Annotated in this window: 18 protein-coding genes; 15 read left to right on the top strand and 3 right to left on the bottom strand. The window is 61.7% G+C overall.

Translation table 11 applies throughout. The features are described from left to right. Positions 1-156 precede the first annotated feature (156 nt). The gene (locus ACZZZU_RS13015) at positions 157-603 is read left to right on the top strand and encodes a GNAT family N-acetyltransferase (protein ID WP_122492030.1); all 447 of its coding nucleotides are present in this window, start codon (positions 157-159) and stop codon (positions 601-603) included. A 134-nt stretch (positions 604-737) separates the two neighbouring features. Then, a complete protein-coding gene (locus ACZZZU_RS13010; protein ID WP_122492029.1) occupies positions 738-1256 on the top strand; it encodes an ACT domain-containing protein in 519 nt (172 codons plus the stop codon). Between the two features lie 20 nt (positions 1257-1276). On the opposite strand, the gene rarD is transcribed toward ACZZZU_RS13010, so the two are convergent. Beyond that, on the bottom strand, positions 1277-2176 hold the full coding sequence (gene rarD, locus ACZZZU_RS13005) for an EamA family transporter RarD (protein WP_463550827.1): 900 nt from the start codon (positions 2174-2176) through the stop codon (positions 1277-1279). Positions 2177-2366: 190 nt separating this feature from the next. Here rarD and nirK point away from each other — a divergent pair, with 190 nt between their 5' ends. After that, on the top strand, positions 2367-3446 hold the full coding sequence (nirK, locus tag ACZZZU_RS13000) for a copper-containing nitrite reductase (protein ID WP_463550826.1): 1080 nt from the start codon (positions 2367-2369) through the stop codon (positions 3444-3446). Positions 3447-3457: 11 nt separating this feature from the next. Then, positions 3458-4192 carry an SUMF1/EgtB/PvdO family nonheme iron enzyme gene (locus ACZZZU_RS12995; RefSeq protein ID WP_463550825.1) on the top strand — a complete coding sequence of 245 codons (735 nt, stop codon included), beginning with the start codon at positions 3458-3460 and terminating at the stop codon, positions 4190-4192. Here the strand turns inward: ACZZZU_RS12995 and ACZZZU_RS12990 are convergent, their stop codons facing one another. Both ACZZZU_RS12990 and ACZZZU_RS12985 read right to left on the bottom strand, forming a co-directional pair. After that, positions 4193-5167, bottom strand: coding sequence for a serine/threonine protein kinase (locus ACZZZU_RS12990; RefSeq protein ID WP_463550824.1), 975 nt, complete (start codon positions 5165-5167; stop codon positions 4193-4195). Between the two features lie 60 nt (positions 5168-5227). Continuing rightward, positions 5228-5992 (bottom strand): double zinc ribbon domain-containing protein, encoded by a 765-nt coding sequence (locus ACZZZU_RS12985; protein WP_463550823.1) that lies wholly within the window; start codon positions 5990-5992, stop codon positions 5228-5230. 90 nt (positions 5993-6082) lie between these two features. Here ACZZZU_RS12985 and bioB point away from each other — a divergent pair, with 90 nt between their 5' ends. The 11 genes from bioB to ACZZZU_RS12930 all read left to right on the top strand — a co-directional run bounded on the left by bioB (position 6083) and on the right by ACZZZU_RS12930 (position 19238). After that, entirely contained in the window at positions 6083-7141 is a 1059-nt protein-coding gene (gene bioB, locus ACZZZU_RS12980) for a biotin synthase BioB (protein WP_463550822.1), read from the top strand. 67 nt (positions 7142-7208) lie between these two features. Continuing rightward, positions 7209-8396 (top strand): 8-amino-7-oxononanoate synthase, encoded by a 1188-nt coding sequence (gene bioF, locus ACZZZU_RS12975; RefSeq protein WP_463550821.1) that lies wholly within the window; start codon positions 7209-7211, stop codon positions 8394-8396. Continuing rightward, positions 8389-9099 (top strand): alpha/beta fold hydrolase, encoded by a 711-nt coding sequence (locus ACZZZU_RS12970; protein WP_463550820.1) that lies wholly within the window; start codon positions 8389-8391, stop codon positions 9097-9099. Before bioF ends, ACZZZU_RS12970 begins: the two co-directional genes overlap by 8 nt. Beyond that, on the top strand, positions 9089-9892 hold the full coding sequence (bioC, locus tag ACZZZU_RS12965) for a malonyl-ACP O-methyltransferase BioC (RefSeq protein ID WP_463550819.1): 804 nt from the start codon (positions 9089-9091) through the stop codon (positions 9890-9892). The genes ACZZZU_RS12970 and bioC overlap by 11 nt, the downstream gene beginning before the upstream one ends. A gap of 1 nt (position 9893) precedes the next feature. Further along, a complete protein-coding gene (gene bioD, locus ACZZZU_RS12960; RefSeq protein WP_463550818.1) occupies positions 9894-10577 on the top strand; it encodes a dethiobiotin synthase in 684 nt (227 codons plus the stop codon). Between the two features lie 92 nt (positions 10578-10669). After that, positions 10670-10909, top strand: a complete 240-nt coding sequence (locus ACZZZU_RS12955; protein WP_122492018.1) for a hypothetical protein — start codon at positions 10670-10672, stop codon at positions 10907-10909. Positions 10910-10982: 73 nt separating this feature from the next. Then, on the top strand, positions 10983-11726 hold the full coding sequence (locus tag ACZZZU_RS12950; protein WP_463550817.1) for a putative metalloprotease CJM1_0395 family protein: 744 nt from the start codon (positions 10983-10985) through the stop codon (positions 11724-11726). Positions 11727-11888: 162 nt separating this feature from the next. After that, positions 11889-13694: a phenylacyl-CoA dehydrogenase gene (locus ACZZZU_RS12945; RefSeq protein WP_463550816.1), complete on the top strand. Its 1806-nt coding sequence runs from the start codon at positions 11889-11891 to the stop codon at positions 13692-13694. A 288-nt stretch (positions 13695-13982) separates the two neighbouring features. Further along, positions 13983-15275, top strand: a complete 1293-nt coding sequence (locus ACZZZU_RS12940) for a GGDEF domain-containing protein (RefSeq protein WP_463550815.1) — start codon at positions 13983-13985, stop codon at positions 15273-15275. Positions 15276-15392: 117 nt separating this feature from the next. Then, positions 15393-17186, top strand: a complete 1794-nt coding sequence (locus ACZZZU_RS12935) for an acyl-CoA dehydrogenase C-terminal domain-containing protein (RefSeq protein ID WP_463550814.1) — start codon at positions 15393-15395, stop codon at positions 17184-17186. A 273-nt stretch (positions 17187-17459) separates the two neighbouring features. Continuing rightward, positions 17460-19238 (top strand): acyl-CoA dehydrogenase C-terminal domain-containing protein, encoded by a 1779-nt coding sequence (locus ACZZZU_RS12930; RefSeq protein WP_463550813.1) that lies wholly within the window; start codon positions 17460-17462, stop codon positions 19236-19238. The last annotated feature ends 130 nt before the right edge of the window (positions 19239-19368 follow it).

Raw genomic sequence — 19368 nt, 5'->3', positions numbered from 1 at the left:
AACGGGGGCGCGGATGTTCTCAAAAAAGTGCGCTTTTGTTCCACAAAAATCTTCGTTTCGTACACGATTTTGTAGTGTTACTACCTTTTTCGCCTTGCTCGACAGCGCTCGTAGGCTTTTGCCTATACTCGCGCAAGCCCTTTAGGAGCGCCATGTATGCCCGTTCACGCCGTCCAAACCCGCGACCTTGACGACCTCGCCTCGTTGTTCGCCGGTTATCTTGAGTTCTATCAGGTGCCGCGTCCGCTGGATGAGATTCGAGGCTTTCTCGCCGCTCGTCTGCATAAGGGTGATTCCACCGTATTACTGGCGCGTGACGAGGCCGGTGCGGCCCAGGGCTTCGTGCAGCTTTATCCCTTTCATTCCTCTTTGGCCCTGGCGCCTGCGTTGTTGCTCAGCGATTTGTTCGTAAGCCCGTCGGCCCGCCGCCAAGGTGTAGGCGAACTGCTGATGAACGCTGCCCGCGCCCATGCCGAAGCAAGCGGCGCCTGCGGCTTGCAGTTGGAAACCGCGAAAACCAATCTGGCTGGCCAGGCGTTGTACGAAAGCCTGGGTTATGTGAAAGACGAGGTGTACCTGACCTACTGGCTCAGCCTGACCTGACAGCGCTTTTTGTAGGAGCCAGCTTGCTGGCGAACCCTGCAATCACCGATTTCGAATTGCGTTCGCCCCTTTCGCCAGCAAGCTGGCTCCTACGATGTGGCGGACGCCGCGTTAATCACAGCAAGGAGTTAACCGTGAAGCATTTGGTGTTGACCGTAATTGCCGAAGACCAGCCCGGTTTGGTGGAAAAGATCGCCAGCTGCATTTCAACCCACGGCGGCAACTGGTTGGAGAGCCGCATGTCGCGCATGGCCGGGCAGTTCGCCGGCATTCTGAAAGTGAGCGTTCCCGCCGAAGCGCACCACGATCTGGTCGCCGCGTTGCAAGCCTTGGATGGCCAGGGCATTCGCGTACTGCTGGCTGAAAGCGGTCTCGACCCGGCGCACGCGTGGAAGCCGATTTTGCTCGACCTGGTAGGCAACGATCGGCCCGGCATCGTGCGCGATATCACCCGCGTGCTCAGCGAGCTAGAGGTGAACGTGGAGAGTCTGGTTACCGATGTAGTGCCGGCGCCCATGAGCAACGAGCCGCTGTTTCATGCCGAGGCGACGCTGGCGGTTCCGCTGAGTTTGTCACTCGATGTGCTACAGGCGCGGCTGGAAACACTGGCCGATGACTTGATGGTTGAGCTGGTGTTGCGCAGCGAGGAATAACCTCGGCTGCGCGATGCCGGTCAGGCGACGGGCAGTTTGCTGCGCTGCAAACTGCGCCAGGCGTCGACGCTATACACAGCAAGCGCCGCCCAGATAAAGGCGAAGGCGGTCAGCGTGCTTGGGCTCAGGTGTTCACCGAACAGCAAGGTGGCTTGCAGCAATACCAGCGTCGGCGCCACGTATTGCAGGAAGCCCAGCGCCGCATAGGGCAAGTGCCGCGCCGCTGCGTTGAAGCACAGCAGCGGCACCAGCGTTACCGGGCCGGCCGCCGCCAGCCATAGCCACTCAGTACTGGCCCAGAAGTCCGGTTGCCGGCTCAGCGCGTCCGGGCTCAGCAACAGCCAGCCAATGGCGAAGGGCACCAACAACCAGGTTTCCACCACCAGCCCCGGCAGTGCGGCAACAGGCGCCTGTTTGCGGATCAGCCCGTAAAACGCGAACGACAGCGCCAGCATCAGCGAAATCCACGGCACATGGCCGGCCAGCCATAGCTGCTGCGCCACGCCAATACTCGCCAGCGCCACCGCCAACCATTGCAGGCGCCGTAAACGCTCGCCCAATAACACCATGCCCAGCAGCACGTTGATCAACGGATTGATGTAGTAGCCGAGGCTGGCGTCGAGCATGTGGCCGTTGTTTACGGCCCACACATAGGTCAGCCAATTGGCGGCAATCAGCGTACCGCTGGCGACCAGTACGCCAAATCGACGCGGGTTGCTGCGCAGCTCGCTGAACCAGCCCGGATGCTTCCACACCAGCAACAACAGCACGCCAAACAACGCCGACCAAAGCACGCGGTGCACGATGATTTCCAGCGCAGGCACCTGCGCGATGGCTTTGAAGTACAGCGGGAACAGGCCCCAGATGGTGTAGGCGCAAATGCCGAGTAGATACCCGCGGCGCGGGTTGGCGCTGGTCATGGAAGTCCTTGGTGAAAAACGCAGGGGCTCATTCTAGTCAGCCCGCTGGCATCTGTCCGACCTAGCGATTGCGGCTGTGCGAAATAGCTCGATTCCGCGAGGCAGTGGTTGGGCATTGCTCCAGGACAACTACAGCGACGGGTTGATGGCCTGCAATGGCCGGCAAACTCAATCGCTGATGGAGCTTGCAATGAACCACATCAAATCGCTGGTAATGGCCGTCGCGCTTGGCTTGGCAGGCACGGTAATGGCAGACGGGGCCGACAACTTGCACCGCCTGAAGGTTGACCTGGTGGCGCCACCGCAGATTCATACGCACCAACAAGTCGACACCGGCGCGCCGAAGGTGGTGCAGTTTCGAATGACTATCGAAGAGAAAAAAATGGTCGTCGACAACCAGGGCACCACCTTGCAGGCGATGACCTTCAACGGCTCGATGCCCGGCCCAACCATGGTGGTGCATGAGGGCGATTACGTTGAGCTGACGCTGGTAAATCCGGCGACCAACAGCCTGGCGCATAACATCGATTTTCACGCCGCCACCGGTGCCCTGGGTGGCGCCAAGTTGACCTTCGTTTCGCCAGGCCAGGAAACCGTGCTGCGCTTCAAAGCCGACCGCAGCGGCACCTTTGTTTATCACTGCGCGCCCGAGGGCATGGTGCCGTGGCATGTGGTGTCGGGCATGAGCGGCACGCTGATGGTGCTTCCGCGTGAGGGGCTCAAAGACCCGGCGGGCCAGGCCTTACACTACGACCGCGCGTACACCATTGGCGAGTTCGACCTGTATATCCCGAAAGGACCGGACGGCAAGTACAAGGAATACCCCAACGCCATCGCCAGTTACGCCGACACCCGCGCGGTGATGCGCACCCTGACGCCCAGCCATGTGGTGTTCAACGGCCGCGTCGGCGCCCTGACTGGCGAAAACGCCATGACCGCCAAGGTCGGCGAAACCGTGCTGTTTATCCATTCCCAAGCCAACCGCGACACGCGCCCGCACCTGATTGGCGGCCACGGCGATTGGGTGTGGGAAAACGGCAAGTTCGCCAACCCGCCGCAGAAAGACCAGGAAACCTGGTTTATTCGCGGCGGCTCAGCTGGCGCTGCGCTCTACACCTTCAAGCAACCCGGCATCTACGCCTACGTGAACCACAACCTGATCGAAGCCATGGAACTGGGTGCTGCCGGCCATGTGAAGGTGGAGGGCGAGTGGAATAGCGACCTGATGGAGCAGGTGAAAGCGCCCGGCCCGATCGCCAAGGCTCAGTAATAGGAGGCGCTATGGAACACTCGGAAACAGTGGTGTTGGGCCTGCTAATGGCCTTGGGCGTCGGCGGGCCGGCGCCGGAGCGCGAAGATAGTTGGGTACAGGTGCCGGCTGGCGTAGCGCGCTATCAGTTGCCGGCCGCCTCGGCTCCGGTGGTTGAGAGCGTGGCGGCGTTCAGCATCATGCGTCGCCAAGTGAGCCGTGCTGAATACACCGCGTGCGTGCGCGCTAAACGCTGCGCGGCGCTGGATAAACCTGGGCGCAAACGTGCCGATCAGCCGGTGGTTGGTATCAGTTGGGTGGATGCGACCGCTTACGCAAGCTGGCTATCGGCGGTGACGGGCGAGACTTACCGGCTTCCGCGATACGGCGAGTGGCTGCAGGCGGCGGGGCACTCGTATGTCGATGGCCCCCCTATCAAAGACGACCCGCGCAACCCGGCACGCCGCTGGCTCGAGGAGTACGAGCGGGACGCCCAGCGCAGCGCGCCATCATTGAAGGTGCAGCGTTTCAGTGAGCAGGCCTCAAGCCCCAGCGGTTTGGTGAGCATTGCCACGAACGTGTGGGAATGGACCAACACGTGTTTTTCCGCTGGCGCGGGTGGGCAGGATTTTTGCGGCATTCATATCGCGGCGGGGCGCCATCCGAGTGCGCTGTCAGACTTTATTCGCGACCCAGTGAGCGGGGCGTGCTCGGTGGGCACGCCGCCGACCTATGTCGGGCTTCGGCTGGTGCGCGAGTCGCGCTAATCAGAACAGCCGCAGCGGCTCTTCCTGTAGCGCCGAGAGCTGCTCGCGCAACACCAGAATCTGCTCGCCCCAATAACGCTCGGTGCCAAACCAGGGAAAGCTCATGGGAAACGCCGGGTCATCCCAGCGCCGTGCGAGCCACGCGCTGTAGTGCATCAAACGCAGGGTGCGCAGGGCTTCAATCAGTGGCAATTGGCGCGGGTTGAAGTCATGGAATTCCTGATAGCCGTCCACCAATTCGGCCAACTGGCCGAGGCGCTCGTGGCGGTCGCCGGCCAGCATCATCCACAAGTCTTGCACCGCCGGACCCATGCGGCAGTCGTCGAGGTCGACGATATGAAACACCTCATCGCGGCACATCATGTTGCCGGGGTGGCAGTCGCCGTGCATGCGGATAGCGGTATAGGGCGTGGCGGCGTAAAGGTCTTCCACCCGCTTGAGCGCGTCGCGCGCGACCGACTCGTAAGCCGGCAGCAAGCTCTTGGGAATAAAACCGCCGTCCAGCAAGGTGGCCAGCGACTGGTGGCCAAAGTTCTGCACGCTCAGCTCGTCGCGGTGTGCGAAAGGCTTGCTGGCGCCGACGGCATGCAGGCGGCCGAGCAGTTGGCCTAGGCGATACAGCTGATCGAGATTGCCCGGTTCAGGCGCCCGGCCCCCACGGCGGGGGAACAAGGTGAAGCGAAAACCTTTGTGCTCGAACAGTGTTTGCTCGTTGTGCACCAGTGGCGCGACCACGGGCACCTCGCAATCAGCCAACTCAGCGGTGAAGGCGTGTTCTTCGAGAATCGCCGCGTCCGTCCAGCGCGCCGGGCGGTAGAACTTGGCAATCAGTGGCTGGCCTTCGTCGATGCCCACTTGGTACACGCGGTTTTCGTAACTGTTGAGCGCCATGACGCGCGCATCGCTGAGAAACCCGATGCTTTCTACGGCATCCAGAACCAGGTCGGGGGTGAGTTCAGCAAACGGGTGGCTCATGGGACGTTCCTGGCGGCGTGGGGCGCCAGTGTACGCTCAGCGGCGCGCCAAGCGTTGGGCTCAGGCTGTTTCGCCGGGTTTCGGGGTGCGTGCCAGGCAGTACACATCCACGCGCCGCGCCCCGGCTTTCTTCAGCAAACCCGCCAGGCTGTTCGCGGTGGCGCCGGTAGTGAGCACGTCATCTATCAGGGCCAGGTGTTTGCCGGCGACTTGCCCGGCATCGTCGAGCACGAACGCGTTGCGTAAGTTGCGTTGCCGAGCGGTGGCGTCGAGCGCCTGCTGGGCGTCCGTCTCGCGTACGCGGCAAAGCAAACGAGCGTTCACCGGCACGTTTAGGCGCGGCTCAAGCCAGTTGGCGAGCATGCCGGCCTGGTTGAAACCGCGCTGTCGCAACCGCTGTTTGCCCAGTGGCACCGGCAGCAATAAATCCGGGCGTGGTAAGCCGGCGGCGAAGGCATTTTGCAGGTGGTGTGACAAAAGCTGACCCAGCAGGCGTCCCACAGGCCACTTGCCGTGGTGCTTGAACTGCGTAACCAGCGTGTCGATGGGAAAGCTGTAGCGCCAGGGTGAGACCACCTGATCGAACTGGGGCGGCTTTTTCTGGCAATCGCCGCAGATCAAACCCTGATTTGGCGAGAGCATGGGCAGGGGCATGGGCAGGGGCAGCGCGCACCGGATGCAGCAGTTGTCGAGCCACGCAAGGTCCGCTTCGCACGCATTACACAGTGAGCGCTGGCCGCTAACCGGCCCGTCGCACAGGAAGCACGGCTGATCATTATTTAACCACTTGTAAACCACTTTCCAGTTGGCGGGTTGACAGCGCATTTTGCTTCCTTAACTATGCCGAACATCCATACCGCGCTTGTGGACATTGTCTGATTCACCGCTTGCGCATGACTACAAGAAGGACTGCTCATGAGCGCCACCACTTCTCCTACCCTGCGTCACGACTGGTCCCTCGCTGAGGTTAAGGCACTTTTTCAACAGCCCTTCAACGACCTGCTGTTCCAAGCCCAAACCGTTCACCGCGCGCATTTCGACGCCAACCGCGTGCAGGTGTCGACCTTGCTGTCGATCAAAACCGGCGCCTGCCCTGAAGACTGCAAGTACTGCCCGCAATCCGGCCACTACAACACCGGCCTGGATAAGCAAAAGCTGATGGAAGTTCAGAAGGTTCTGGAGGCGGCGGCAGAAGCCAAGGCCATCGGTTCGACCCGTTTCTGCATGGGCGCTGCGTGGAAACACCCCTCAGCTAAAGACATGCCCTACGTGCTGGAAATGGTGAAAGGCGTGAAAGCCCTGGGCCTGGAAACCTGCATGACCCTGGGCAAGCTCGACAAAGAGCAAACCAGCGCCCTGGCCGAGGCGGGCCTGGATTACTACAACCACAACCTCGACACCTCGCCCGAGTTCTACGGCAGCATCATCACCACCCGCACCTACGGCGAACGCCTGGAAACCCTGGCCTACGTGCGTGATGCCGGCATGAAGATCTGCTCGGGCGGCATTCTGGGCATGGGCGAGTCGCTGGACGACCGCGCCGGCCTGCTGATTCAACTGGCCAACCTGCCGGAGCACCCGGAATCGGTGCCGATCAACATGCTGGTAAAAGTGCAGGGCACGCCGCTGGCCAACGCCGAAGACGTGGACCCGTTCGACTTCATTCGCATGCTGGCGGTGGCGCGCATTCTTATGCCCAAATCCCATGTGCGCCTGTCCGCTGGCCGTGAGGCGATGAACGAGCAGATGCAAGCGCTGGCCTTCTTCGCTGGCGCCAATTCGATTTTCTACGGCGAGAAACTGCTGACCACCGCCAACCCGCAAGCCGACAAAGACATGCTGCTGTTCAGCCGCCTGGGCATCAAGCCCGAAGCGCGCGAAGAGCACGCGGACGAAGTGCATCAGGCTGCCATCGAGCAGGCACTGATCGAGCAGAAGAGCAGCGAGCTGTTCTACGACGCTGCCTCGGCCTGATTGTCCTTTCCCGCGCCGCCCGGCCTTTTCCGGGCGGCGCGTTTTTATTGCCGAGCTTTGATTCGCCATGAGCTTCGACCTCTCCGCCCGCCTGGCTGCCCGCCGCGCCGACAACCTCTATCGCCACCGCCCACTGCTGGAAACCCCGCAGGGGCCGGACGTGGTCGTCAACGGCAAGCGTTTATTGGCCTTCTGCAATAACGACTACTTGGGCTTGGCCAACCACCCCGACGTGATCGCCGCCTGGAAAGCCGGCGCCGAGCGCTGGGGTGTGGGTGGCGGTGCGTCGCATTTGGTGATCGGCCACAGCACGCCGCACCACGAGCTTGAAGAGGCGCTTGCCGACCTCACCGGCCGGCCGCGCGCGCTGCTGTTTTCCACCGGGTACATGGCCAACCTCGGCGCTGTTACCGCGTTGGTCGGGCAGGGCGACACGGTGCTGGAAGACCGCCTCAACCACGCTTCCTTGCTCGACGCGGGCCTGCTCAGCGGCGCGCGCTTTTCCCGCTACCTGCACAACGACGCCGAAAGCCTGTGCGTGCGCATCGCCCGCTCGGACAAGAAAGAGCCGGCCGGCAACACCTTGGTAGTCACTGACGGCGTGTTCAGCATGGACGGCGACATCGCCGACCTGCCGGCCCTGGCCGCCACCTGCAAAACCGCTGGCGCCTGGCTGATGGTCGACGACGCCCACGGCTTCGGTCCGCTGGGCGCCAATGGCGGCGGCATCGTCGAGCATTACGGTTTGAGCCTGGAAGACGTGCCCGTGCTGGTTGGCACCCTGGGCAAGGCTTTCGGCACGGCGGGCGCTTTCGTCGCTGGCAGCGAAGAGCTGATCGAAACCCTGGTGCAGTTCGCAAGGCCCTACATCTACACCACCAGCCAGCCGCCCGCGCTGGCCTGCGCCACCCTGCAAAGCCTTAAATTGCTGCGCAGCGAGCACTGGCGACGTGAACACCTGAACAGTTTGATCAGCCAATTCCGCCGTGGCGCGCAAGCGTTGGGGCTGGAGTTGATGGACAGCTTTACGCCGATTCAGCCGATCGTGATTGGCGATGCCGGGCGTGCGGTGCGTCTGTCTGAGATGCTGCGTGAACGCGGTTTGATGGTCACCGCCATTCGCCCGCCCACCGTGCCCGCTGGAAGCGCGCGACTGCGGGTGACCTTGTCGGCCGCCCACAGCGAGGCGCAGGTGCAGCAATTGTTGAATGGGTTGGCGGAGTGCTGGCCGTTGTTGGGGAACCCTAATGAGTAATTCACTGGTGCTGTTGCCGGGGTGGGGCTTGGGAATCGAGCCATTGGGCATCCTGCAAATCGCCCTGGAGTGCGAGGAAAATGACCTGCAGGTTCAGCTCGAGCCGTTGCCGGAAATTGATTCGAGCGTGCCGGGGCACTGGCTGGACGAACTCGATGCACGGTTGCCGGACGGTTGCTGGTTGGGTGGCTGGTCACTGGGTGGCATGCTCGCCACCGAGCTGGCAGCCCGTCGCCAACATCGCTGTGCGGGACTGATTACCATGGCGAGTAACAGCCGTTTCGTCGCCAGCGAAGACTGGCCCCACGGTATGCCGGCCGAAGACTTTGCCGATTTCATGCAGCGCTGCGAGAAGAATCCTGCCGGCACGCTGCGGCGCTTTGCGCTGCTCTGCACCAAAGGCGGAGACGAAGCGGACCACTATGCGAAATTGATCGTCAGATCTGCTCCTTCCCCCGCCGTTAACAGCTTGATCAACGGCTTGCACGTACTCGCGGCACTGGATATTCGCGAGGCAATGACGACGTTCAAGGGCCCGCAGTTGCACATGTTTGGCGACAGCGACGCGTTGGTGCCAGAAGGGGCCGCCAGCGCTAGTCATCCGGAGATCCGTTTCATGGGCGGCTGCCACGCGTTCCAAATGGAGCAGGCCGGTCCGGTGGCCGAGGAAATATGCCGTTTTTGGCGGCGCCATGATGGTTGATCGGTCAGCGAGCGCCTTGCCCGACAAACGCCAGGTTGCCGCCTCGTTCTCCCGCGCAGCCGCCAGCTACGACAGCGTCGCCGAGCTGCAACGCGCCGTTGGCAATCACCTGCTGGAACAGTTGCCGGCAGCAATGGCCCCGGCTGATTGGCTGGATATTGGCTGCGGCACCGGCTATTTCACCCGTGCACTGGGCGAGCGGTTTGGTGCCGGGACCGGCATGGCGCTGGATATCGCCGAGGGCATGCTGCAACACGCGCGGCCACTGGGCGGCGCGCAGCATTTTATTGCCGGCGATGCCGAGCACTTGCCGCTGCGCGCCGCCAGCCGCGACCTGCTGTTTTCCAGTCTGGCGGTGCAATGGTGCGGCGACTTCGCGGCGGTGCTGAGTGAAGCCAAACGCGTACTGCGCCCAGGCGGCGTGCTGGCCTTCAGCAGCCTGTGCGTTGGCACGCTGCAGGAATTGCGCGACAGCTGGCAGGCGGTGGACGGTCATGTGCACGTCAACCGGTTTCGCCAGTTCAGCGACTACCAACAGTTGTGTGCCGACAGCGGCTTGCGCGTGCGCAGCCTGAATGTGCTGCCCCACGTATTGCATTACGCCGACGTGCGCAGCCTGACCCATGAACTCAAAGCCCTCGGCGCCCACAACCTCAACCCTGGCCGGCCCGGCGGGTTGACCGGGCGGGCGCGAATTCTGGCGCTGATCGAAGCCTACGAGCAGTTCCGCCAAGCGCAGGGCTTGCCGGCGACTTATCAGGTTGTGTACGCCGTGTTGGAAAAGGAAGGTTGAGATGAGCGCTGCATTTTTTATCGCTGGCACCGACACCGAGGTCGGCAAAACCACGATCGCCGCCGGGCTGCTGTGCGCCGCTCGCCGCCAGGGCTTGAGCACGGCGGCGTGCAAGCCGGTGGCGTCCGGTAGCGAGAACACCGCCGACGGACTGCGCAATAGCGATGCGCTTGCGCTGCTCGGCCAGTGCTCGTTGCCGCTCAACTACAACGAGGTCAACCCGCTGGCCTTCGCGCCGGCCATCGCCCCGCACTTGGCGGCGCGTGAAGCGGGTGTCGAGCTGACGGCGGCAGCGTTGCTGGCGCCGGTGCGTCATGTGCTCGACCAAGGCGCGGATTTCACCGTGGTGGAAGGTGCTGGCGGCTGGCGCGTGCCGCTGGGCGATGGTGGCTTTTTATCCGACCTACCGATAGCGCTGGGCTTGCCGGTGATTCTGGTGGTGGGCGTGCGCTTGGGCTGCATCAATCACGCCGTGTTGAGCGCCGAGGCGATTGAGCGAGACGGCCTGAAATTGGCCGGCTGGGTGGCGAATATTGTTGACCCGGAAACCTCACGGCTCGATGAAAACCTGGCCACTTTGACCGAGCTGCTGGCCTCGCCGTGCCTGGGTCGCGTGCCGCGTTTGGCTGACGCCGCCGCCGAAAGCGTGGCAGTTCATCTGCACCTGGCGCATTTGGCGCTATAAACAGCGGCGCTCCCATAGCCTTTTGGTTGTACGTTTATTAAGCGCGATCTGCTTAAATTGGCGTCAGAATTTTCTCTTTGTCGAGGTCTGCGATGGAAATCTCGGGTAGTGCTTTCAGCTCCGGGTTAAGCACCGTGCAATCTGGCCAGCGCCGGATTGATCAGGCGGCGTCCGAAATCGCGAGCAATTCCGTCACGCGCAACTCCGATGCAGCCGACACGGCTGACAACTTGGTGCAACTGAGCGTCGGTAAAACCGAAGCCCAGGCCGGCGCGAAAGTGATTGAAACCAGCGACGAGGTGCTCGGCACCTTGATCGACATTCGTGCCTGATTCCTTGACCGCCTGACTCTGTCGGCGGTTGGCCCTTCGCGGGCTCGTTTTATTCGGGCGCTGAGAAAAGCCCATGCAAATCGGCAGTGCTGCGCGTTATCCGCTGTTACCGCAGGCTTCGCCCACGCCGAGCCCGTCTTCGCTTGCCGACGACACGCCTTCGGCGCTCCCCTCTGACACAACCTCTGCGTCTTCTCCCTCCACCACGGTGACGTTGTCCGCCGATGGCAAGCGCTTGGCGGCGGCTGATGAAAAGCCTGGTGACGCCGCACAGGACGGCGGCGCCGCTAAGGGCGACGCAGCAAATGCCCAGCAAGTACAACTGGATCGCCAGAAGATTTCCGAATTGTCGAGCCGAGACTCCGACGTTCGCGCCCATGAGGCTGCCCATGCCTCAGTAGGTGGCGCGTATGCTGGCTCGCCCAGTTACACCCTGCAGCGCGGGCCGGACGGCAAGGCGTATGCAGTAGGCGGCGAAGTGGGCATTGACGTGAGCGCAGTGGCCAACGACCCGGCAGCCACTATCAGCAAAATGGAAGTGGTGATGCGCGCGGCCTTGGCGCCGGCAGATCCTTCCGCCCAAGACCTCCGCGTAGCGGCGCAAGCCCAGGGGCTGGCATCGGCGGCACGCGCGGAGCTGGCGCAGCAACGTCGCAATGAGAACGTGGAACGGGCTGAAGAAAAGAACGCCGAAGACGACAAAGACAGTACGGCTGACGATGCGGCCAAGCCGGCCGACGCGGCGGCATCGCTTCAGGTGTATCAGAGTATTGCTTCGCCCACAGAAGCCGCGCCGCAGATAGAGGCGTTTGCCTAGAAGGCTGTAGGGCGATGCTTGACAAGGTATCAGCGTAAACGTATGTTTCAAACGCCTGTTTGATTGCTGGGCTGAATCCTAGCCGCCGGGCAATCGAGAGAGATCTCGCACGAGACCGCCAAGCCGGTCACCCATCTAGGACCCATCGTAGAGGTTACCGCTATGCCTGATTACAAGGCCCCCTTGCGTGATATTCGTTTCGTACGCGACGAGTTGCTCGGCTACGAAGCGCACTATCAAAGCCTGCCGGCTTGCGCAGATGCTACCCCGGACATGGTTGATGCCATTCTCGAGGAAGGCGCCAAGTTTTGTGAGCAAGTGCTGTCGCCACTGAACCGCGTTGGCGATCTGGAAGGCTGCACCTGGAGCGAGTCCGGCGTTAAAACCCCGACTGGCTTTAAAGAAGCCTACAAACAATACGTAGAAGGCGGCTGGCCAAGCCTGTCCCACGACGTAGAGCACGGCGGCCAAGGCCTGCCAGAGTCTCTGGGTCTGGTACTGAGCGAAATGGTCGGCAGCTCGAACTGGTCGTGGGGCATGTACCCAGGCCTGTCGCACGGTGCGATGAACACCATCTCCGAGCACGGCACGCCTGAGCAGCAGCACACCTACCTGACCAAGCTGGTTTCCGGCGAGTGGACCGGCACCATGTGCCTGACCGAGCCGCACTGCGGCACCGACCTGGGCATGCTGCGTACCAAAGCTGAACCGCAAGCGGACGGCTCGTACAAAGTTTCTGGCACCAAAATCTTCATTTCCGCTGGCGAACACGACATGGCCGACAACATCGTCCATATCGTTCTGGCCCGCCTGCCCGACGCGCCGCAAGGCACCAAAGGCATTTCGCTGTTCATCGTTCCCAAGTTCAACGTGAACGAAGACGGCAGCGTCGGCACCCGTAACGCCGTTTCCTGTGGCTCGCTCGAGCACAAAATGGGCATCCACGGTAACGCCACCTGCGTGATGAACTTCGACGGCGCCACCGGTTACCTGATCGGCCCAGCGAACAAAGGCCTGAACTGCATGTTCACCTTTATGAACACCGCTCGTTTGGGTACCGCGCTGCAAGGTCTGGCGCACGCTGAAGTTGGCTTCCAGGGTGGTTTGAAATACGCCCGTGAACGTCTGCAGATGCGCTCGCTGACTGGCCCGAAAGCGCCGGACAAAGCCGCTGACCCGATCATCGTGCACCCCGACGTTCGCCGCATGCTGCTGACCATGAAAGCGTTCGCCGAAGGCAACCGCGCAATGGTCTACTTCACCGCTCAGCAAGTGGACATCGTCAAATACAGCCAGGACGAAGTAGCCAAGAAGAAGGCCGATTCGCTGCTGGCTTTCCTGACGCCAATCGCTAAAGCCTTCATGACCGAAGTGGGTTTCGAAGCCGCTAACCACGGCGTGCAAATCTACGGCGGCCACGGCTTTATCGCTGAGTGGGGCATGGAGCAGAACGTTCGCGACAGCCGCATTTCCATGCTGTACGAAGGCACCACCGGTATCCAGGCGCTCGACCTGCTGGGCCGTAAAGTGCTGCAAACCCAAGGCGAAGCACTCAAAGGCTTCACCAAGATCGTGCACAAGTTCGTGCAGACCAACGAAGGTAACGAGGCAGTTGCCGAGTTCACCGCTCCGCTGGCCAAGCTGAACAAAGAGTGGGGCGAGCTGACCATGAAGGTCGGTATGGCCGCCATGAAAGATCGCGAAGAAGTGGGTGCTGCTTCGGTCGACTACCTGATGTACTCCGGCTATGTCTGCCTGGCGTACTTCTGGGCCGACATGGCCCGTGTAGCCGCTGAGAAGCTGGCTGCCGGTACCGCCGAAGAAGCGTTCTACAAAGCCAAGCTGCAAACCGCGCGCTTCTACTTCCAGCGCATCCTGCCGCGCACTCGCGCGCACGTTGAAGCCATGCTGTCCGGCGCCAACAACCTGATGGACATGGCCGAAGAAGACTTCGCGCTGGGCTACTAAGTCGTAGCTCGCTCCACCGGTTGAAAAAACCGCTCGCCTGCAAAGGCGGGCGGTTTTTTTATGGGCGGGTTTTGGCTGACTGTGGGAGCGATAGGGCGGTATTCCGATTAGCTGCGGTGCGTTCATGTGTAGAACAAAAGCATCGCGGCTGAAGCCGCTCCCACAGAAAGAAGTCCGCTCGGCTCCCAATAAGAGGATTTTGCGACAGGAATCGGTGCCGAACGCGCGGGAAATAGGCAAAATGCCACCGGTTCGCCGCCACTTTCTGACGGCCCGTGGAACAGTGTCGTGCATCGCCTTAAAGCCGTTCGCCTCAGCCATTTCCTTCCTTCGTTGCTGCTGTTAGTGGCAGGGATGGCGGCTGCCAGCTTGCCGGTGCTGAACGAGTTCTTCACTTCGCTGTTCAACGTCTTGCCCACGCTGCTGCTGATTCTCGGCGGCGCGTTCTGCCTGATCTATTCCCGCCAGCGCGAGCTGTTTCTACTGGTGGTGGTCTACGGCGCTTACTTTCTGCTCGACACCCAAGCCGACTTTTTCCGCACCACCGGCAAGGCGCGGCCTGAGACGGCATTGGTGTTTCACCTGTGCAGCCTGTTGTTGCCGCTGCTCTACGGCATTTACGCGGCCTGGCTGGAACGCACCCACTTGGTCCGCGATCTGGTGGCACGTTCCGCCGTGCTGCTGGCTGTCGGCGCCGTGGTGCTCGGCCTGGCGCAGCGCTATCCGGAGGGCATGCTCGAATGGTTGGCGCAGATTCGCTGGCCGTCGCTGCACGCCGAATGGATGAGCCTGGTGCAGCTGGCGTATCCGCTGTTTGTCTTGGCGTTTATCGGGCTGATCGTTCAGTACATCTATAAGCCGCGCCCGCTACACGCCGCGCAGCTCGTTGGCCTGGTCGGCCTGTGCTGGATGCTGCCGAAAACCTTCCTGCTGCCCCACGGCCTGAACGTGATGAGCAGCGAAGTCATGCTGATTCTGGCCGTGGCGGTGGCACACGAGGCTTACCAAATGGCCTTTCGCGACGAACTCACCGGTTTGCCGGGCCGTCGCGCGCTCAACGAACGCTTGCCTCGCTTGGGCCGCAACTACGTGATTGCCATGGCCGACGTCGATCACTTCAAGAAATTCAACGACACCCACGGCCACGATGTCGGCGACCAAGTGCTGCGCGTGGTCGCCAGCCAGTTGCGAAAAATCGGTGGCGGCGGCAAGGCGTATCGCTACGGCGGGGAGGAATTCACCCTGGTGTTTTCCGGCAAGACGCTGGACGAATGCAAACCGCACCTGGAAGAAGTGCGCCAGGCCGTTGAGCGCTACGTGATTCAACTGCGCGACAAAGGCAGCCGTCCGCAGAACGACAACAAGGGCAAACAGCGGCGCGGCGCGGCGGCGGCCACCAGTGTGTCGGTGACCGTGAGCATTGGCGTGGCCGAAAAAGAAAGTGAGCAGCGCACGCCTGAAGAAGTAATCAAAGCCGCCGACCGTGCGCTTTACGCGGCCAAGGCGGCGGGGCGCAACTGCGTGATCCAGCACGGCCAAAACCGTCGCGGCGCGGTGCGCGTGGCAAGTCCTACTTTATAGGCGCGCCTGCTTATAGGCGCGCATTCAGCGCGCGCAACGTCATTGTCCCAGGCAACGGGCCGGCAGTAGCGTGTCGGTCTCGATGACGCGCTCGCGTCCCTGCCTAGGAGAACGTCCATGCCCGAATACAAGGCTCCCCTGCGCGATATGCGCTTTCTGGTCGACGAAGTGTTCGACTTCCACGCTGGCTACGCGGCCATGGGCGCCACCGACGCCTCGCCGGACATGGTCAACGCCATTCTTGAAGAAGGGGCGAAGTTCTGCGAGCAGGTCATCGCGCCGCTGAACCGCTCCGGCGACGAAGAAGAATGCACATTCGATAACGGCGTCGTCACCACGCCCACCGGTTTTAAAGAAGCCTTCCAGCAATTCGCCGAAGGCGGCTGGATGAGTCTGTCGGCCGACCCAACTTACGGCGGCCAAGGCCTGCCGCACTCGCTGGGCTTGCTATTCAGCGAAATGATCGGCTCCAGCAACTACGCCTGGGGCATGTACCCCGGCCTGACCCAAGGCGCCATGGCGGCCATTCACGCCCACGGCACCGAAGAGCAGAAACAGACCTACCTCACGCAGATGACCGAGGCCAACTGGACCGGCACCATGTGCCTGACCGAAGCGCACTGCGGCACCGACCTGGGCCTGATCAAAACCCGCGCCGTGCCCCAAGCCGACGGCAGCTACTCGCTGACCGGCAGCAAAATTTTCATCTCCTCGGGCGAGCACGACCTCAGCGACAACATTGTGCATCTGGTGCTGGCCAAGCTGCCGGATGCACCGGCGGGCACCAAAGGCATTTCGCTGTTTATCGTGCCGAAATTCCTGCCAGCCGCCGATGGCAAATCCGGAGAACGCAACGCGGTTTCCTGCGGCTCTATCGAACACAAAATGGGCATCAAAGGTTCGGCCACCTGCGTTATCAACTTCGATAACGCCAAGGGCTACCTCATCGGTGAGATGAACAAGGGCCTGAACTGCATGTTCACCATGATGAACCATGCGCGTTTGGGCACCGGCATGCAGGGCCTTTGCCTGGGTGAGACCAGCTACCAGGGCGCACTGAAGTACGCCACCGAGCGTTTGCAGATGCGCTCGCTGACCGGCGCCAAGGCCCCGGAAAAATCCGCCGACCCGATCATCGTTCACCCCGACGTGCGCCGCATGTTGCTGACCATGAAAGCCTTCAACGAAGGCAACCGCGCGCTCGCTTATTTCTGTGCGCAGTTGCTTGATGAATTGCATGCTGAGAGCGAGGAGCAACGTCAGCAAGCCGAAGACTTGCTGGCCTTCCTCACGCCGATTTGCAAAGCCTTCATGACCGAGACCGGGTTGGAAGTCACCAACCACGGCATGCAAGTTTTCGGCGGCCACGGCTTTATTCGCGAATGGGGCATGGAGCAACTGGTGCGCGACTGCCGCATTGCGTTGTTGTACGAAGGCACCAACGGCATTCAGGCCCTCGACCTGCTCGGCCGCAAAGTGCTCGGCAGCCAAGGCAAATTGCTGCGTGGTTTTACCAAGCTGGTGCACAAATTCTGCGAAGCCAACGCCAGCCACCCGCAGCTGCAGGGTGCGTTCAACCAACTCGCCACGTTGAATAAAGAGTGGGGCGAGCTGACCACTAAAGTCGGCATGGCCGCCATGAAAAACCCGGACGAAGTCGGCGCCGCCGCGACCGACTATCTGATGTATTCCGGCTACGTGGTGCTGGCCTACTTCTGGCTGCGCATGGCCGTTGTGGCGCAAGAGAAAATCGACGCCGGCAGCGGTGATGCCGAGTTCTACAAAGCCAAGCTGGCGACGGCTGACTTCTATTTCAAGCGCCTGCTGCCCCGCACCCTGGTGCACCGCGCTGGCGTAGAAGCGGGCAGCGAAAGCCTGATGCAACTGAGCGCCGAGCAGTTCGCGGGCTAAGCGCCTAGGCTGGAAGGGAGCCCGCCTTTATGGCGGGCTTTTCTTTTTAAGAGCATCGCGGCTGAAGCCGCTCCTACACCACTGCACAATCCTGTAGGAGCGGCTTTAGCCGCGATGGTCTTGATTTTTTTGCAGCAAAAACCGCGTGACTGTGGCGTGACTATCCGGTCCCACCATGACCCTATGTGTCTGAAAAGTTGTTCGGGTAAACTCCGAGGCCTGCGTCATACCGGCCTTTAGGCCGCATCGTTGGATCGTTCGAGGATCACTACCATGGCCGACTACAAAGCTCCCCTGCGCGATATGCGTTTCGTCCTCAATGAAGTGTTTGAGGTCTCCAAACTCTGGCAACAACTGCCTGCGCTGGCGGAAGTCGTCGATGCAGATACGGCCGAGGCGATCCTCGAAGAAGCCGGCAAGGTCACTGCAAAAACCATCGCCCCGCTCAACCGTAGCGGCGATGAAGAAGGCTGCAGCTGGAACAACACCGTGGTCACCACCCCGGCGGGTTTCCCTGAGGCTTACAAAATTTACGGCGAAGGCGGCTGGGTTGGCGTAGGCGGTGACCCGGCTTACGGCGGCATGGGCATGCCCAAAGTGCTAGGCGCGCAGGTTGAGGAAATGCTCAACGCCGCCAACCTGTCGTTCGGCCTGTACCCGATGCTGACCGCCGGCGCCTGCCTGTCGATCAACGCCCACGCCAGCGCCGAGCTGAAAGAAACCTACCTGCCGAACATGTATTCCGGCGTTTGGGCCGGCTCCATGTGCCTGACCGAGCCGCACTCGGGCACCGACCTGGGCATCATCCGCACCAAGGCCGAGCCGCAGGCTGACGGCTCGTTCAAAGTCACCGGCACGAAGATTTTCATCACCGGCGGCGAGCACGACCTGACCGAAAACATCATCCACCTGGTGCTGGCAAAACTGCCGGACGCGCCAGCGGGCTCCAAAGGCATCTCGCTGTTCCTGGTGCCCAAGTTCATGGTCAATGCCGACGGCAGCCTGGGCGAGCGCAACACCCTGTCGTGCGGTTCCATCGAGCACAAGATGGGCATCCAGGGTTCGGCCACCTGCGTGATGAACTTCGACGGCGCCACCGGTTACATCATCGACGGCCCGAACAAAGGCTTGGCGGCCATGTTCACCATGATGAACTACGAGCGCCTCGGCGTTGGTATTCAAGGCCTGGCCGCTGGTGAGCGTTCGTACCAGAGCGCCATTGAATACGCCCGCGACCGTCTGCAAAGCCGCGCGCCGACCGGCCCGGTTGCCAAAGACAAAGTGGCCGACCCGATCATCGTGCACCCCGACGTGCGCCGCATGCTGTTGACCATGAAGGCCAGCAACGAAGGTGGCCGCGCGTTCTCCACTTACGTGGCCATGCAGCTCGACACCGCCAAGTTCAGCGAAGACCCGACCACGCGCAAACGCGCCGAAGAGTTGGTGGCCCTGCTGACGCCAATCGCCAAAGCGTTCCTGACTGACCTCGGTTTGGAAACCACCGTGCACGGTCAGCAGATTTTCGGCGGCCACGGCTTTATTCGTGAGTGGGGCCAAGAGCAACTGGTGCGCGACGTGCGCATCACGCAAATCTACGAAGGCACCAACGGCATCCAGGCGCTCGACCTGGTGGGCCGCAAAATCGTCGGCAGCGGCGGCACGTTCTACAAGCACTTCGCTGACGAAGTGAAAGCCTTCATCGGCAGCGCCAACGGCGAGATGGCGGAGTTTGTTGAACCGCTGAAAGCGGCCATCGCCAACCTCGACGACCTCACCGTCTGGCTGCTCGACAGCGCCAAGTCGAACCCGAACGAAATCGGCGCGGCGTCGGTGGAATACCTGCACGTGTTTGGCTACACCGCTTACGCCTACATGTGGGCGTTGATGGCGCGCGCGGCGCTGGGCAAAGAAACCCAGGACGAGTTCTACGCCAGCAAACTGGGCACCGCACGCTTCTACTTCGCCCGTCTGCTGCCGCGTATTCACTCGCTGACAGCGTCGGTAAAAGCCGGTAGCGAGTCGCTGTACCTGCTGGATGCTGCGCAGTTCTGATGGTCGTTTCGCGTTAACAAAAAGCCCCGCCGATGCGGGGCTTTTTTTATCGTAGCCAGATCGCTTTTGTAGGAGAGGCTTTAGCCTCGATGGGGCTTGGCAGGTCCACAAGCATCGCGGCAGATCGAAA

This window comes from Pseudomonas sp. AC136, from assembly GCF_979258585.1.
This window is presented reverse-complemented; position numbering and strand designations above follow the sequence as displayed.

Bases quoted from the DNA above. Each gene is read 5' to 3' on its own strand.
- ACZZZU_RS12935 (WP_463550814.1), top strand. From the start codon at position 15,393: ATGCCCGAATACAAGGCTCCCCTGCGCGATATGCGCTTTCTGGTCGAC.
- bioC (WP_463550819.1), top strand. From the start codon at position 9,089: ATGATGGTTGATCGGTCAGCGAGCGCCTTGCCCGACAAACGCCAGGTT.
- rarD (WP_463550827.1), bottom strand. From the start codon at position 2,176: ATGACCAGCGCCAACCCGCGCCGCGGGTATCTACTCGGCATTTGCGCC.
- ACZZZU_RS12950 (WP_463550817.1), top strand. From the start codon at position 10,983: ATGCAAATCGGCAGTGCTGCGCGTTATCCGCTGTTACCGCAGGCTTCG.
- bioD (WP_463550818.1), top strand. From the start codon at position 9,894: ATGAGCGCTGCATTTTTTATCGCTGGCACCGACACCGAGGTCGGCAAA.
- bioB (WP_463550822.1), top strand. From the start codon at position 6,083: ATGAGCGCCACCACTTCTCCTACCCTGCGTCACGACTGGTCCCTCGCT.
- ACZZZU_RS12990 (WP_463550824.1), bottom strand. From the start codon at position 5,167: ATGAGCCACCCGTTTGCTGAACTCACCCCCGACCTGGTTCTGGATGCC.
- ACZZZU_RS12930 (WP_463550813.1), top strand. From the start codon at position 17,460: ATGGCCGACTACAAAGCTCCCCTGCGCGATATGCGTTTCGTCCTCAAT.
- ACZZZU_RS12945 (WP_463550816.1), top strand. From the start codon at position 11,889: ATGCCTGATTACAAGGCCCCCTTGCGTGATATTCGTTTCGTACGCGAC.
- bioF (WP_463550821.1), top strand. From the start codon at position 7,209: ATGAGCTTCGACCTCTCCGCCCGCCTGGCTGCCCGCCGCGCCGACAAC.
- ACZZZU_RS12985 (WP_463550823.1), bottom strand. From the start codon at position 5,992: ATGCGCTGTCAACCCGCCAACTGGAAAGTGGTTTACAAGTGGTTAAAT.
- ACZZZU_RS12995 (WP_463550825.1), top strand. From the start codon at position 3,458: ATGGAACACTCGGAAACAGTGGTGTTGGGCCTGCTAATGGCCTTGGGC.
- ACZZZU_RS13015 (WP_122492030.1), top strand. From the start codon at position 157: ATGCCCGTTCACGCCGTCCAAACCCGCGACCTTGACGACCTCGCCTCG.
- ACZZZU_RS12970 (WP_463550820.1), top strand. From the start codon at position 8,389: ATGAGTAATTCACTGGTGCTGTTGCCGGGGTGGGGCTTGGGAATCGAG.
- ACZZZU_RS12955 (WP_122492018.1), top strand. From the start codon at position 10,670: ATGGAAATCTCGGGTAGTGCTTTCAGCTCCGGGTTAAGCACCGTGCAA.
- nirK (WP_463550826.1), top strand. From the start codon at position 2,367: ATGAACCACATCAAATCGCTGGTAATGGCCGTCGCGCTTGGCTTGGCA.